Annotated in this window: 14 protein-coding genes; 3 read left to right on the top strand and 11 right to left on the bottom strand. The window is 60.2% G+C overall.

Annotated features, from left to right (window positions below):
- Window positions 1–70: 70 nt before the first annotated feature.
- The 11 genes from IM739_RS16080 to IM739_RS16030 all read right to left on the bottom strand — a co-directional run bounded on the left by IM739_RS16080 (window position 71) and on the right by IM739_RS16030 (window position 10,394).
- Window positions 71–436 (bottom strand): VOC family protein, encoded by a 366-nt coding sequence (locus IM739_RS16080; RefSeq protein WP_237368699.1) that lies wholly within the window; start codon window positions 434–436, stop codon window positions 71–73.
- A 10-nt stretch (window positions 437–446) separates the two neighbouring features.
- Window positions 447–1,316: an aldose 1-epimerase family protein gene (locus IM739_RS16075; protein ID WP_237368698.1), complete on the bottom strand. Its 870-nt coding sequence runs from the start codon at window positions 1,314–1,316 to the stop codon at window positions 447–449.
- 137 nt (window positions 1,317–1,453) lie between these two features.
- The gene (locus IM739_RS16070) at window positions 1,454–2,455 is read right to left on the bottom strand and encodes an inorganic phosphate transporter (RefSeq protein WP_237368697.1); all 1,002 of its coding nucleotides are present in this window, start codon (window positions 2,453–2,455) and stop codon (window positions 1,454–1,456) included.
- Window positions 2,455–3,099 (bottom strand): DUF47 domain-containing protein, encoded by a 645-nt coding sequence (locus IM739_RS16065; protein ID WP_237368696.1) that lies wholly within the window; start codon window positions 3,097–3,099, stop codon window positions 2,455–2,457. The genes IM739_RS16070 and IM739_RS16065 overlap by 1 nt, the downstream gene beginning before the upstream one ends.
- Window positions 3,100–3,269: 170 nt before the next feature.
- Window positions 3,270–4,376, bottom strand: coding sequence for a branched-chain amino acid ABC transporter substrate-binding protein (locus tag IM739_RS16060; protein WP_237368695.1), 1,107 nt, complete (start codon window positions 4,374–4,376; stop codon window positions 3,270–3,272).
- Between the two features lie 157 nt (window positions 4,377–4,533).
- Window positions 4,534–5,862, bottom strand: coding sequence for an aspartate aminotransferase family protein (locus IM739_RS16055; protein WP_237368694.1), 1,329 nt, complete (start codon window positions 5,860–5,862; stop codon window positions 4,534–4,536).
- 409 nt (window positions 5,863–6,271) lie between these two features.
- Window positions 6,272–6,589 carry an ArsR/SmtB family transcription factor gene (locus IM739_RS16050; RefSeq protein WP_007603362.1) on the bottom strand — a complete coding sequence of 106 codons (318 nt, stop codon included), beginning with the start codon at window positions 6,587–6,589 and terminating at the stop codon, window positions 6,272–6,274.
- A gap of 112 nt (window positions 6,590–6,701) precedes the next feature.
- Window positions 6,702–7,448 carry a HugZ family pyridoxamine 5'-phosphate oxidase gene (locus IM739_RS16045; protein ID WP_237368693.1) on the bottom strand — a complete coding sequence of 249 codons (747 nt, stop codon included), beginning with the start codon at window positions 7,446–7,448 and terminating at the stop codon, window positions 6,702–6,704.
- Between the two features lie 60 nt (window positions 7,449–7,508).
- Window positions 7,509–8,552 carry a choline ABC transporter ATP-binding protein gene (choV, locus tag IM739_RS16040; RefSeq protein ID WP_237368692.1) on the bottom strand — a complete coding sequence of 348 codons (1,044 nt, stop codon included), beginning with the start codon at window positions 8,550–8,552 and terminating at the stop codon, window positions 7,509–7,511.
- Window positions 8,549–9,412, bottom strand: a complete 864-nt coding sequence (gene choW, locus IM739_RS16035; RefSeq protein ID WP_237368691.1) for a choline ABC transporter permease subunit — start codon at window positions 9,410–9,412, stop codon at window positions 8,549–8,551. The genes choV and choW overlap by 4 nt, the downstream gene beginning before the upstream one ends.
- 76 nt (window positions 9,413–9,488) lie before the next feature.
- The gene (locus IM739_RS16030) at window positions 9,489–10,394 is read right to left on the bottom strand and encodes a choline ABC transporter substrate-binding protein (protein WP_237371093.1); all 906 of its coding nucleotides are present in this window, start codon (window positions 10,392–10,394) and stop codon (window positions 9,489–9,491) included.
- 346 nt (window positions 10,395–10,740) lie between these two features.
- Between IM739_RS16030 and IM739_RS16025 the strand changes: the two genes are divergently transcribed.
- From IM739_RS16025 to IM739_RS16015, 3 genes are all read left to right on the top strand, one after another.
- Window positions 10,741–11,127: a c-type cytochrome gene (locus tag IM739_RS16025; RefSeq protein ID WP_237368690.1), complete on the top strand. Its 387-nt coding sequence runs from the start codon at window positions 10,741–10,743 to the stop codon at window positions 11,125–11,127.
- A 233-nt stretch (window positions 11,128–11,360) separates the two neighbouring features.
- Complete coding sequence (locus IM739_RS16020) at window positions 11,361–12,449, top strand: hypothetical protein (RefSeq protein ID WP_237368689.1); 1,089 nt, start codon at window positions 11,361–11,363, stop codon at window positions 12,447–12,449.
- A gap of 67 nt (window positions 12,450–12,516) precedes the next feature.
- Window positions 12,517–13,668, top strand: a complete 1,152-nt coding sequence (locus IM739_RS16015) for a hypothetical protein (protein WP_237368688.1) — start codon at window positions 12,517–12,519, stop codon at window positions 13,666–13,668.
- Window positions 13,669–13,670: the final 2 nt, after the last annotated feature.

Raw genomic sequence — 13,670 nt, 5'->3', positions numbered from 1 at the left:
GGGGCGGGAGCGTCAGGCAAAGCCAGGCTGGCGCCCCGCCAGCCGTGACCGCTTGATCCGCGCGGGCGGCTCAGACGGACTTGAGGGCAATGCGGTTGCCTTCGCTATCGGCGATTTCCGCGACAAAAGTGCCGTTGCCGACGGGCGTTTTGGCAAACAGAAGCTCGCTGCCGAGGGTCATGGCGCGGGCAAGGGTGGCATCGATATCGGTGACCGAGAGATAGACGATGGCGCCGTGTTTCGTCGGCACATAGACGTTGCCTTCCGCAAGCGCGCCACTGGCGCCGTCGGTGCCTTCCTCGAAGGGAAAGAACGCCATGCGATGGCCATGGATCTCGGTGACATCACCGAATTCTATCTGGAACACATGCGCGTAGAAGCGCATGGCACGCTCAAGCTCGCGAACGGGAATTTCGACATGGGCAATCAGGTTCACCAGGCATACCTTAGGGCTGGATCTCGACGGTAAAACCAAATCGCATGCTGTCGCCTGCGGCAAGTGCGACAGTGAACGGCCGCTCGACCAGCTCGGCCGTGCCGCCGGCATGGGCCGCCATGCCATGCCAGGGTTCGACGCAGAGGAAAGGCGCGCCGGGCTTTTGCCACAGCGCGATATTGGGCAGGTTGTCGAAGATGAAATGCAGCGCGGGGCCGCCGTCGGCTGCAAATGTCAGGCCGTTGCCGGCGCCTTCGGGAAAGATCAGTGCGTCATTTTCAAAGAGGGAATGATCGAGGTCCAGCCGGCCGGCCGTGAATGGCGATATGTCCAGCGTCCTGCCGATCAGGCCGCCTTCGAGCTGAATGACCGGGGGCTCGGCGCCATTGTCCAGCGTGACATGATGCGGCTTTGCCTGCGCGCCGGGCAGTGGCCAGAGGAAGGCGGGATGAAACCCGATGCCGAAGGGCAGTGGCGTGTCGGAGGTGTTGGAAACCTCGGCTGTGACGCTGAGCCGGTTGCCGTCCAGCGCATGTTCCAGGGTGAGGCGAAAATCGAAGGGGTAGGCCTTTCTGGTCTCGGGCGTCGACACCAGTTCATGGCGACAGGAGGTGGCCGTGCTTTCGACAAGCGAAAATTCCAGTCGTCGCGCGATGCCGTGCTGGGCCATGGGATAGGTCTGGCCGCTGATCGCCAGCGTGTCGCCTGGGGCCTTGCCGACGATCGGGAAAAGAATGGGGGAGCGACCGGTCCACCACGCGGCGTCACCGTTCCACAGCCAGTCCCTGCCATCCTTCGAGGCCAGTGCCTGCATCTCGGCACCAAGGCTCGACACGGTGACGGCAAGGTGGTCGTTTTCAATGCGGATCAGGTTCGGCACGGGATTTCCTTTGTGTGGGAAAGCGAGTCAGCCGAATTTAGAGCATCGATCCGAAAAGCGGAATTCTTTTCGGATCGATCTGTCTGCTCAAAGGGTTAGATGCCGGACTTCATCCAGGGGCAACGCCCTCGGTATGATCAGAGTGCCGTCGCGATGTAGTAGAAGGCGGCAGACACCAAGCCAGCGGCCGGCAGTGTGACGAACCAGGCGATCACGATATTGCCGGCCAGCCCCCAGCGCACAGCCGCCGTTCGCTTGGCTGCGCCAACGCCGATAATGGCGCCGGTAATTGTGTGGGTTGTCGAAACCGGAATACCGAGCCATGTCGCGCCAAACAGGGTGAGCGCACCACCGGTTTCGGCACAGAAGCCCTGCATCGGGTTCAGCTTGGTGATCTTCGACCCCATGGTGTGGACGATCTTCCAGCCGCCGAACAGGGTGCCGAGTGCCATGGCCGACTGGCAGGATATCACGACCCAGAACGGGACGTGGAATTCCGTGCCCAGATAACCCTGGCTGAACAGCAGAACGGCAATGATGCCCATGGTCTTCTGCGCATCATTGCCGCCGTGGCCGAGCGAATAGAGCGACGCGGAGATGAATTGCAGGACGCGGAAGGTCTTGTCGACGGCAAAGGGCGTCTGCCGTACGAAGATCCACGAGACCGCGAGCACCAGCATCAGGGCGAGCAGGAAGCCGATCATCGGCGACATGAAGATCGCGCCGACGGTCTTGGTCAAGCCACCCCAAACGATGGAGCTGAAGCCGGCCTTGGCAAGGCCCGCGCCGACCAGCCCGCCGATCAGGGCATGGGAGGATGAGGACGGGATGCCGAAATGCCAGGTGATGATGTTCCAGATAATCGCGCCCATCAGCGCGGCGAAGATCACCGCCGGCGAGACGATCTGCGGATCGATGATGCCCTTGCCCAGGGTCTCGGCGACATGCAGGCCGAAGAACATGAAGGCGATGAAATTGAAGAATGCCGCCCAGGCGACCGCATATTGCGGCCGCAGGACGCGGGTCGAGACGATCGTGGCGATCGAATTGGCGGCATCGTGCAGGCCATTGAGGAAGTCGAAGAATAGCGCGATGCCGATCAGGGCGATCAGCAGCGGAAGTGCGAGCGTGGCATCCATCAGACGTTCTCGATCAATATGCCACTGATTTCGTTGGCGACGTCCTCGAAGCGGTCAACCACCTTTTCCAGTTCGCCGTATATCTCGGCGCCGATCATGTAGGCCATGGCATTGCCGGTGGCGCCATGGCGGCGGTACAGTTCCTTGAGGCCCTGATTGTACAATTCGTCAGAATGCCCTTCCACCTTCGTCACCTGCTCGGCAATGGCGGTCAGGCGCTGGACATTGGCACCGAGCTTGTCGAGCAGCGGAATGGCTTCGGCGATCAGATGTGCGGCCTGGACGATGACCTGGCCCATTTCCTGCATGATCGGGTCGAAGCTTGTCTGTTCGTAGAGGCGGACGGTCCTCACCGTCTTGTGCATCATGTCGATCGCGTCGTCCATCGACTGGATCAGGTCCTTGATGTCGCCCCGGTCGAACGGCGTGATGAAGCTGCGGCGCACTGCCAGCAGGACGTCGCGTGTGATGTTGTCGGCTTCGTCCTCGAGTGCGATGATGCGGTCGCCATTGCTTTCGATATTCGTGCCCGACAGCAATTCGCCCAGCGCTTCGGCTGCGCCGACCACGGTGCGGGCATGGGCCGCGAACATATCGAAGAAGCGATCTTCGCGGGGGAGCATTTTACGGAACAGGTTCAGCATAGGCCTCTCGGGGTTGTCGCTGCGGGTGTCATAAAACTGTCATAAAAGACAGGACCACCGAAAGAAACCTTGGAAGCCGGGCAAATGAGCCGCCCAGACGAGAGATCTGGGGATGACCACAAAAAAGCGGCCGTTTCCGACCGCTTTCTGTCTGATGCATGATCTGCGGCTTATTCGGCCGCAACAGTCTTGCCGGCTTCCCACTTGTAGACCGAAAAGCTCTGCGAGGTGAGGTCACCGGTTTCGCCATAGGTTACCTTGCCGATGGCGGTCGGGATTTCCTCGCCGGACTTCAGCGCGGTTGCAACAGCTTCCGCATCGTCGGCGCTGCCGGCCTTGGTGATGCCAGCTGCGATCACTTCGACAGCGGCAAACGCGTTTAGCGTGAAGGCTTCTGCCGGGATGTTCTTGGCGAGCAGCGCGTCGGCGGCAGCCTTGCTGTCGGCGTTCTTCAGGGCATCGGCAGCATTGGTGAAGATCGTGCCGTTCGCAGCGTCGCCACCGGTGGTGATGAATTCGCTGTTCGACAGACCGTCACCGGCAATCAGCTGCACATTCATGCCGGCATCCTTCATCTGGCGAACCAGCAGGCCGGCTTCCGGATGGTAACCGCCGAAGTAGAGCACTTCGACGCCGTCGGCCTTGAGGCGGGTGACCAGCGCGCTGAAATCCTTGTCGCCGGCGGTCAGCGCGTCATTGAACACTTCGGTGATGCCGGCGGCGTTCAGCGATGTCTTGAAGGCGTCGGCGAGACCCTTGCCGTACTGACCCTTGTCGTTGAGGATCGCGATCTTCTTGTCCTTGAACTTCGCGACGACATACTTGGCGGCAACTTCCGCCTGCTGGTCGTCGCGGCCGCAGGTGCGGAACACGGTGGTGAGGCCGCGTGCGGTCAGTTCAGGCGAGGTGGCAGTCGGGGTGACCATCAGCGCGCCGTTCTCGGCGAAGACGCTGGACGCGGGGACGGAGACGCCCGAGGTCACCGGGCCGACGACGAAGCGGATGTCTTCGCTGATCAGCTGGTTTGCGGCGGATACGCCCTGCTTGGGTTCGCCGGCATCGTCGGCGATCTTCAGGACGATCTTTTCGCCGTTGATACCGCCCTTCTTGTTGATTTCCTCGACGGCGGTTTCGGCGCCGTTCTTGATCTGGGCGCCGATCGCGGCCACCGGGCCGGTGAGGGGCGCCATCAGGCCGATGGTGATATCGGCGCGGGCGGCAGAGGTCGTGGCGATGAGCGCAGCGAGAGCCGCGCTGGCGAGAAGTTGAAACTTCATGTCCGTCTCCTTGGGGCTGGCGTTCCGATCTTTGCCGGTTTGGCGCCGTTTGGGTTATTTTGTTTCCTATCCCAGTTTGAAGTGGCTTTAGCGAAAAAAGGCGCAAGAAAAAAGGCCGCGCAGGACGCGGCCTTCTGTCACCACAAGGGTTTTGCGTTCAGATGTTCTTCAGCAGCACCTTGCGGAGCTTGTCGAAGAGTTCGTCGATCTCTGCCTTCGTGATGATCAGCGGCGGCGAGAGCGCGATGATGTCGCCGGTCGTGCGGATCAGCAGGCCGTCATTGTAGGCGTTGAGGAAGGCGTTGAAGGCACGCTTGGTCGGCTCACCGTCGATAGGCTTCAGCTCGATCGCGCCGATCAGGCCGATATTGCGGATATCGATGACATTCGGGCAGTCGCGCAGCGAATGCAGTTGTTCTTCCCAATAGGGAGCGAGTTCGTTGGCGCGCGTGAGCAGGCCTTCTTCCTTGTAGGTGTCGAGCGTGCCAAGCGCTGCGGCCGAGGCGATCGGGTTGCCGGAATAGGTGTAGCCGTGGAAGAACTCGATCAGATGTTCCGGGCCGTTCATGAAGGCGTCGTGGATTTCGCCGGTGACGAAGACGGCCCCCATCGGGATGACGCCGTTGGTCAGGCCCTTGGCCGTAGTGATGATGTCCGGCTTGACGTCGAAATACTGGGCGGCAAACGGCGCGCCGAGGCGGCCGAAACCGGTGATGACTTCGTCGAAAATAAGCAGGATGCCATGCTTGGTGCAGATCTCGCGCAGGCGCTGGAGGTAGCCCTTCGGCGGAATGAGCACGCCGGTCGAACCTGCGACCGGCTCGACGATGACGGCGGCGATGGTGGAGGCGTCATGCAGGGTGACGATGCGTTCCAACTCGTCGGCGAGATCGCCGCCATGCTCGGGCATGCCCTTGGAGAAGGCGTTTTTGGCCGGGAGGTGGGTGTGCGGCATATGGTCGACGCCGGTCAAAAGCGTGCCGAACATCTTGCGGTTGGTGACGATGCCGCCCACCGAGATGCCGCCGAAATTGACGCCGTGATAGCCGCGTTCGCGGCCGATCAGGCGGGTGCGCGAGCCGTGGCCCTTCACACGCTGATAGGCGAGTGCCACCTTCAGAGCGGTCTCGACCGATTCGGAGCCTGAATTTGTGTAGAGCACATGATCCAGGCCTTCAGGGGCGAGATCGACCAGCCGGTTGGCCAGTTCGAAGGCTTTCGGATGGCCAAGCTGGAAGGCCGGAGCGTAGTCGAGTTCGCCGGCCTGTTCGCGGATCGCCTCGGTGATCTTCGGGCGGCAGTGCCCGGCATTGACGCACCAGAGGCCGGCTGTGCCATCGAGCACCTGACGGCCGTCATGGGTCGTGTAATACATATCCTTGGCGCCGACGAACATGCGCGGTTCCTTCTTGAACTGGCGGTTCGCGGTGAACGGCATCCAGAAGGCGCGCATATCGTTCGGCGTGGCATTGAGGCGGTTGGACATTCTGATCTCCATGGCGAAGTCTCGATGGGGCCATATCCCATCGGGCGAAGCGGGCGCCCTGATAATTTGATCGCGCGGTCAAATTATCAGGGCGCCAAGACGCGTCAAGGCGGCATCACAAAAGGTCATGGGTGCTACCGGTTTCGGTGACGCATTGGCTTCGCCCGCACCCCGTCGTGACCATCGATGCCAACGCGAACTGAGCGATCAACAACAAACCGATAGAAAAACCCCGGCAAAGGCATCCGCCTCGGTCGGGGTTTGTTCGGCTTCCGGTGACGACGTCTCGTTGTCAGTTGTTGCGGGCAGTTGTCGAGGGTCGTCTTTGTTTCAAGGCCGCCTTGATCCATTCACTGCCGCAGCGGCTCCTCCCAAGCGCTATGACATTTCGATCATGGCAGCGCTGTCATCAGGCGGCGGACTTGCTTGCAACCGGGCCGCAGTAGATGCTTTCGAGTGTCGAGAGAATCTTGATGACCGATTCCGACGTGCTCGAGTAGTAGATGGTCTGCGCGTCACGACGGGTCTTGACGAGCTTCTGGGCGCGCAGCTTGGAGAGATGCTGCGACAATGCGGACTGGCTCAGGCCAACCTGCGATGCCAGAACACCGACCGGAACCTCGCCTTCAACAAGGCTGCAGAGGATCATGAGACGCTTCGGATTGGCCATGGCGGACAGCAAACCGGCGGCAACAGTCGATTGTTCGGACAATGCTTTCGTTTTCATCTTTTTTAACTTTCCTTTTCGAGCGCCTTGGGGGAAGGGCAGTCGTTGAAAATCCGTCATTTGGCTTATCCGGGAACTCTATCAGCACCGATCAAATTGTATATGCCTAAATTTAAGGTACGGCGTATGCTGAATTAGGTAACTCTAAAAACAGTTGTTCTTGTGTTTCGACCGGCACAGCAAATTCATGCCTGACAAGCAAGTCTTTGTAAACAATGTCAATTCCATGCGAATCAAAGCCGCAAAATGTCCATTTTCCCGACGGTGCCTTGTGCCTTTCGGTGGCGATTTGAGAGGCTAGATTTGGGAAGCGCTCCCCTAAATCTAGTAGTGTCTTTTGCTCATTATCGAACAAATCGCCGTTGGGTTTGCAAATGATAAAATCATCTTCGCTCAGATTATAGGCACGCCCGAAGCCACCATTCAGGCTGGCGCTGCGTGGTGTAAGGCGAAAGAAACGAAAATCCGGGAAATCGATGTACAGTGCCGCTTTCGGGTGGCGGGCGAGAAAACGGGTGCGCAGGCGCATGTGGCTTTCGCTGTCGTGCTCCACCGCTTCGGCCAGGCATTGAACGCTCAATCGTGCATAAGCGAGCGGGTCGCCCTTGCCGGGTTCTCCGGTCAAGAGGGAGGCGCGGGGATCAGCCGACAGCGCCTTGGTGTGGGCCGACAGACCCGAGACGAGAATGACGGCTGCGCCGTCGATGTCGCTGCCGAGCAGGACCCGGCTGACGGATGGAGAACGGGTTTCGGGGTCGATCACGCCGATGGCGGCAAAACGCGCGCCGCGCAGCAAAATGCGCGCCTGACGGCGCGCATCATTGTCGGTTTCCCGAATCACCGATGGTTTGTCTGGCATCTTGTCCTCTTGCGCGCCGAATGTCCCCGAAAGGTCCCAAGAACGCGGCGCGGAAGGGGGTTATGCTCTTCGGCGATGTTTGGTCAGTCCACTCACCACATCCTGGGCGCTGATCGTGCCGATCACGGTGCCATTGTCAACAACCCCGATCGTGCCCGGCTGGCGCGCCAGCGCGTCGAGGATCTCGACCAGGGGCGTCTGCGGCTTGGCCGTTGCGGTGACTGCGGCCGCTCCGTCCGTGATACCCGAATGCATGACGTCGGCTGCGGTCAGCATGTTGATCGGGTTCATGTTCTGCACGAAATCGGCAACATACTGGTCGGCGGGATTCTGGACGATCTGCTGCGGCGTGCCGCACTGGATGATCCGGCCGCTCTCCATGATGGCGATGCGGTTGCCGATGCGGAAGGCTTCGTCCAGATCGTGGCTGACGAAGAGAATGGTCTTCTTCAGGCGTGACTGGAATTCCAGCAGTTCGTCCTGCAGGCGGGTTCGGATCAGCGGATCGAGCGCCGAAAACGGCTCGTCCATCAGCAGGATCGGTGCCCCGGTGGCGAAGGCGCGGGCGAGGCCGACTCGCTGCTGCATGCCGCCCGACAATTCGTTGACCTTGCGGTCGGCCCATTTTGTCAGGTTGACCAGCTCCAATTGCTCGGCGACCATCGACTTGCGTTCGGCATCGGGGACGCCGGCAAGTTCGAGCCCGAAGCCGACATTGTCGGCGACGGTGCGCCAGGGCAGCAAGGCAAACTGCTGGAAGACCATCGAGACGGTATGCATGCGCAGATCACGCAGCGATTTTGCAGAAGCCTTGTAGGGATCGACCTGTCCGGTCTCTGTGCGAACGCTGACATTGCCGCGCACGACCGGCGCGAGCCCGTTGACGGCACGCAGAAGCGTTGATTTCCCGGATCCGGAAAGCCCCATGAGGACGAGGATCTCGCCCTCCTTGACTGCCAGCGATGCGCCGGCGACGCCGAGCACCAGGCCGGTTTCCGCGCCGATTTCATCGCGGGTCTTGCCCTGATCCACCAAGGCCAGCGCCTTGTGCGGCTGGTCGCCGAAGACAATGTCGACATTGCCGAAGATTACTGCGTCGGTCATGCGCCATCCTCTGCGTTTTCGGTTCTGAACATCCGGTCGAGGATGATGGCGAGGATGACGATGCACAAACCGGCCTCGAAGCCTCTGGCGATGTTGACGGTGTTCAGCGCACGTACGACAGGCACGCCGAGCCCGCTCGCACCAACGAGGGCGGCGATCACGACCATCGACAGGGAGAGCATGATCGTCTGGGTCAAGCCCGCCATGATCTGGGGCATGGCAAACGGCAGTTCGACCTTGCGCAGCACCTGGGTCGGTGTGGCGCCGAAGGCCTGGGCCGCCTCGACCAGCGATGGCGGCGTGGAAATGACGCCGAGCCGTGTCAGGCGAATGGGGGCAGGGATGGCGAAGATCACCGTGGCGATCAGGCCCGGAACCATACCGAGACCGAAGAGGATCAGCGCCGGGATCAGGTAGACGAAGGTCGGGATCGTCTGCATCAGGTCGAGCACTGGCCGCATGAAGGCATAGATCCAGGGACGGCGGGCGGCGGTGATGCCGAGCGGAACCCCGATCAGCATGCTGACGCCCGCAGACGCAAGCACCAGCGCCAGCGTTTCCGTGGTCTCTTTCCAGTAGCCCTGATTGTAGATCAGCAGCAGGCCAAGACAGGTGAACGTGGCAATGCCAATCGAACGCCTGAGAAACCAGGAAAAGGCCGTGAACAGGAAGATGAGCAAGAAGGCGTTCGGCCATTGCAGCACGAACAGAAGCGCATCGATCGCGGCGGACAATACGGTGGAAAGCCAGTCGAAAAACCAGTCGGCATTCGCCGTCAGCCAGTCGACGAAGTCTTTCGCCCAGTTGCCCAGCCGCAATTTGCCGCTGGAATCAATAAGCCATTCGGGGAGCCAATTCACGTTCTGACACCTGCCTGATCACGTGGAAACATGTGCGGAAATGAAAGCGGGCCGGAATGACCGGCCCGCAGGTTCATTAGAGGCCAAGGGCCGCCTTGACAGCCGGCAGCGCTTCGCCGCCGTCGCGCGTGGTGACGCCAGCGAGCCAAGGCTCGACCGCTGCACCGTTTGCCTTGAGCCAGGTGGTCGCTGCGACCTGCGGGTCCTCACCATCGTTGAGGATCTTGCCCATGATCTCGTTTTCCATGTCGAGCGAGAATTTCAGGTTCGAGACAAACTTGCCGACATTCGGGCACTCGGTGACGAAGCCGGCGCGGGTGTTGGTGTAGACGGTCGCGCCGCCGAAGTTCGGGCCGAAGGTGCTGTCGCCGCCGGTCAGATAGGTCAGTTCGAAGGAGGAGTTCATCGGATGCGGAGCCCAGCCGAGGAAGACGACCGGTTCGCCGGCCTTTTCGGCGCGAGCGACCTGCGCCAGCATGCCCTGCTCGGAGGATTCGACCACTTCGAGGCCGCCCATGCCCATTTCGTTCTTTTCGATCAGGGTCATGACCAGACGGTTGCCGTCATTGCCGGGCTCGATACCGTAGATCTTGCCGTCCAGGGCATCCTTGTGCTTGCCGATGTCGGAGAAATCCTTGATGCCGAGTTCAGCGCCCTTGGCATTGGTGGCGAGCGTGTATTTTGCGCCTTCCAGGTTTGCGCCGAGCGATTCAACCGACTTGTCGTCGAGGTAGGGCTTCACGTCCTTTTCCTGAGCCGGCATCCAGTTGCCGAGGAACACGTCGATGTCCTTGTTCTTCAGCGACTGGTAGGTGACCGGAACGGAGAGAACGGTGATTTCCGGCTCGTAGCCGATGGCTTTCAGAACGACGGCCGCCGTTGCCGTGGTCGCGGTGATGTCGGTCCAGCCAACGTCGGAAAAGCGAACCTTTGTACAGCTATCCGGATCAGCGGCATTGGCAGGCGCCAGACCGAAAGCCATGACGGATACGGTTGCGGCAAGAGCGGTACGATAGAAATTGAGTTTGGTCATGATCAGGCTCCCGTTTTTTATTAAGTTCCCAAGTCAACAGTTATTAAACCACAATTGCAAGCGGGCCCGTTGCGTTTGCGGCGCAGTGCCCTCCCTGTTTGCGACGCCTAAGGGTTTTCTTTGCCGAGGCATTTCAGCCATCTCCGCCGTCCGGCAAAAAACATCCGCTCCCTCGATTGCGATGAAGGTCGTTTCGGCGTTTCAATGGTGCGTCACTTAGGCCGTTCGCATGCGGTCGGTGGCAATCCTATCTAAGTCCATGAGGCCAACCGAAGTCCATGAAGGAAGAGTTCCTATGAAGACCGTTTCCATTTTGATGTTGAGTGCCATTCTTGCCGCGCCTGTTTCCGCCATGGCCGATGGCGATCCCGTTGCCGGCGCAAAGGCTTTCAAGGCCTGTCAGGCCTGTCACACCGCGACGGAGGCGAAGAACAAGGTCGGGCCGAGCCTTATGGGCATTGTCGGGCATCCTGTCGCCACCGTCGCGGGCTTCAAATATTCCAAGGCGATGATCGATTTCGGTGCGGGAAAGGTCTGGGATGAGCCTTTGCTGACGGAATATCTGAAGGCGCCCAAGGCCCTGATCAAGGGGACCAAAATGGCGTTTGCCGGGGTCAAGGCCGATGAGGATGTTGCCAATATCATCGCCTATCTGAAGGATCCCGCCGCCGCCGGCCCGTAACGACCGTTCCGGCCGCCGGCGCTCGCGGTGGCTGATTTGCCGTCCCGTTTTGTGCTCTCGCCCCTTGTCCGGTGCGGGCGGCCATCCATATGCAGTGGGCCACAGGCAAAGAGCTGCTTCCAGGTGGAAACTTCAGCGGATGTGCAGTGCGATGCTTCCGCAACCTGTGAATTGCGTTATGGTCGCGAAATATCGGGACGGCACAGGCCGTCGGGGTCGAAAAGGGAGACGACATGGCTACGTTGCAATCGTTTGACAGCGAGATCGAGAAAACCCGCGCGATTGTCGCCGAAATGCGCGGCAAGATCGATCAGTCCGGGGCGCTACTCGACAGCTTCGCCAAAAGCGATGCCAAGATCTCCGACCAGAATTTCGATATCGAGAATGCCCGCATCGAAGACGTGATCAAGCAGCAGAAGACCATGGAGGCAAATATCGCCGACCTGATCATCGGGCTCGAGGATGCAACTAACGTCTTCGGCAGCGAATTCGAGAGCATGAAGAGCTTCACGGGCGTCGAAAAATTCATTGGCATCTTTTCGCGTCAGCGTTCGCAGCGCATGCGTACCGAACGGGTGCGCAACATGTCGCTGGCCGGCAATCTGCAGGACCTGCTGTCAAAGTCGGATAGTATTGTCGGCATCCTGAAAGAGCAGCGGGCGGTGCTCGATACGCGCTACAAGAGTTCCGAGGCGAGCCTGATCGAAGTGATCGAGCGCCGCAAGGTAACGATCGACAATCTGGAAACGACGCAGAAGCGCATCGAGACACTCAATCCGATGTTGCTCGATATCGAAAACAAGATCGCCGCCTCGACCGAGCAGTCCTTGCGAACCGATTTGGAGGCGGAACGCTCGAAGCTTGCCACCGAATACAACCAGGCGCAGGCGCGCGAGCAGGAGCTGCTTGCCGAAAGCCAGACGCTTGAACGCTACACGTCGATGTTCCAGACCTTCGTCGATTCGCTCAATAATCAGATCGCGGCGCAGAACACGCTGATCAACAAGCTGACCATCGATACCGAACAGCGCATCGTGCTCTACAAGGCGCTGGAGGATTCGTTGAAGACCGCCGCCCAGCAGGAGGTCGCGCACCGGATCAACACGCTCGGCAGTCAGGTTGATACGGCGGCGGAAGAGACCATGGCCGGGATCGGCGCCGCCGCGCAGCGCCATATCGGCGATCTGCTGGAGCTGCATGAAAAGAACATGCTGTCGACTCAGGACATCCAGCGCCGCAAGAAACTGGCCGACGATGCGTTTGCACGGCGGTTCCAGAGCGTGCTCGACAAGCACAATTCGGCCAACTACGTGAAACCGTGATGCCTGCGGTTTGGGTCTCTTTTCCCTGCGGGCGGGCGTGCTTTGGAACAATGCCTGAGGCGCGTGGATGAACGACGCGGCGAACAACACGGCGGTTGCGCAGTATTTCTCCACCATGGCGGCAGCGCTTGGCGGCCTAGATATCCATTTCGGCAATCCGGATGCCCGGCTGGCCGACAACGGCCCTTCCGCGTCGGTCCTGCTGCCGTACATTGACCGTCTGCGCAATTCGTTCGCCTGCTGGCAGAACCGCATCGGATTTACCGAGCAATTCCGTGTGTCGCGGGCCGAAAGCGGATTTCCGGTTTACCAGAACGTGCTGGAGCTGGAAAACGACCGGGCCGGCGCTGCCAAACGGCTGGCGACCATTCCGGCGGCGGGGTCGCTGCGTGAGGAGATGGTCGATTTCATCCTGCGGCAGAAGGAATTTCCCACCGCATTGCAGACCCAGATCGCCGAGAGGCTGTATCTGGAGCAGATCGGCAAGGGGGAAATCTTCTCGCCGCTCGTCCTGCCGGAGACGATCGGCGTCACCGTCAATGCGACAAGCCGCAGGCCGAGCTATCTGGTCACCTGGGCAGCCTTTGACGGCACCAGTACTTTGCCGATGGTCTATGTGGCAACGATCGAGGATTCGTCCGACAATGTCGTCAAGTTGCTGGTGACAGACGAGGGCGGGCTGAACGGTGACATGGACATTCCGTTGCCGGTCGGCGGGCTGCTCAACCCCGAGCTTGCACGTCTGTTCGATGAATTTGTCAGCCGCAACTCCGCCTATTCCCTGACGCCGGCGACCATTGCGACCAATATGGACCGGGATTTTCCGACGCTGCATCCGAAATCGCTGCGGCGCATCGTTCTCGGCCCCTTCTATTCCTCTGGGATTACCGAGAATGCCGGGCGGGTGAACGAGATCCTGTCCAGGGTTCGCAAGCCGGAAAACGCCTGGGTGATGACCTGGACGGAGCAGGAGGTGTTTTCGAAGCGTGAGCAGCCGGCGCAGAAGGGTTTTTTCTCGTCGGCGCCTGCCGTTCAGGAATTCCACATCGAAACGCATGACCTGGAAGCGGCGCGCATGGGCGTTTCTTTCTACGAGAAACATGCACTGGTGCCGCATGACGCCTATCAGGCGCTCTATGCTTCCGGTGAGGCAAAGGAAATTTTCGGTAATTTCAAGGTGCATGTGATTTCCGGCAACCAGATTGTGAGCGAGGTCTGAGA

The organism is Rhizobium sp. SL42 (genome assembly GCF_021729845.1).
Classification (GTDB): Bacteria; Pseudomonadota; Alphaproteobacteria; order Rhizobiales; family Rhizobiaceae; genus Allorhizobium.
The sequence above is the reverse complement of the archived record's forward strand: the minus strand, read 5'-3'. Positions and strand labels throughout refer to the sequence as shown.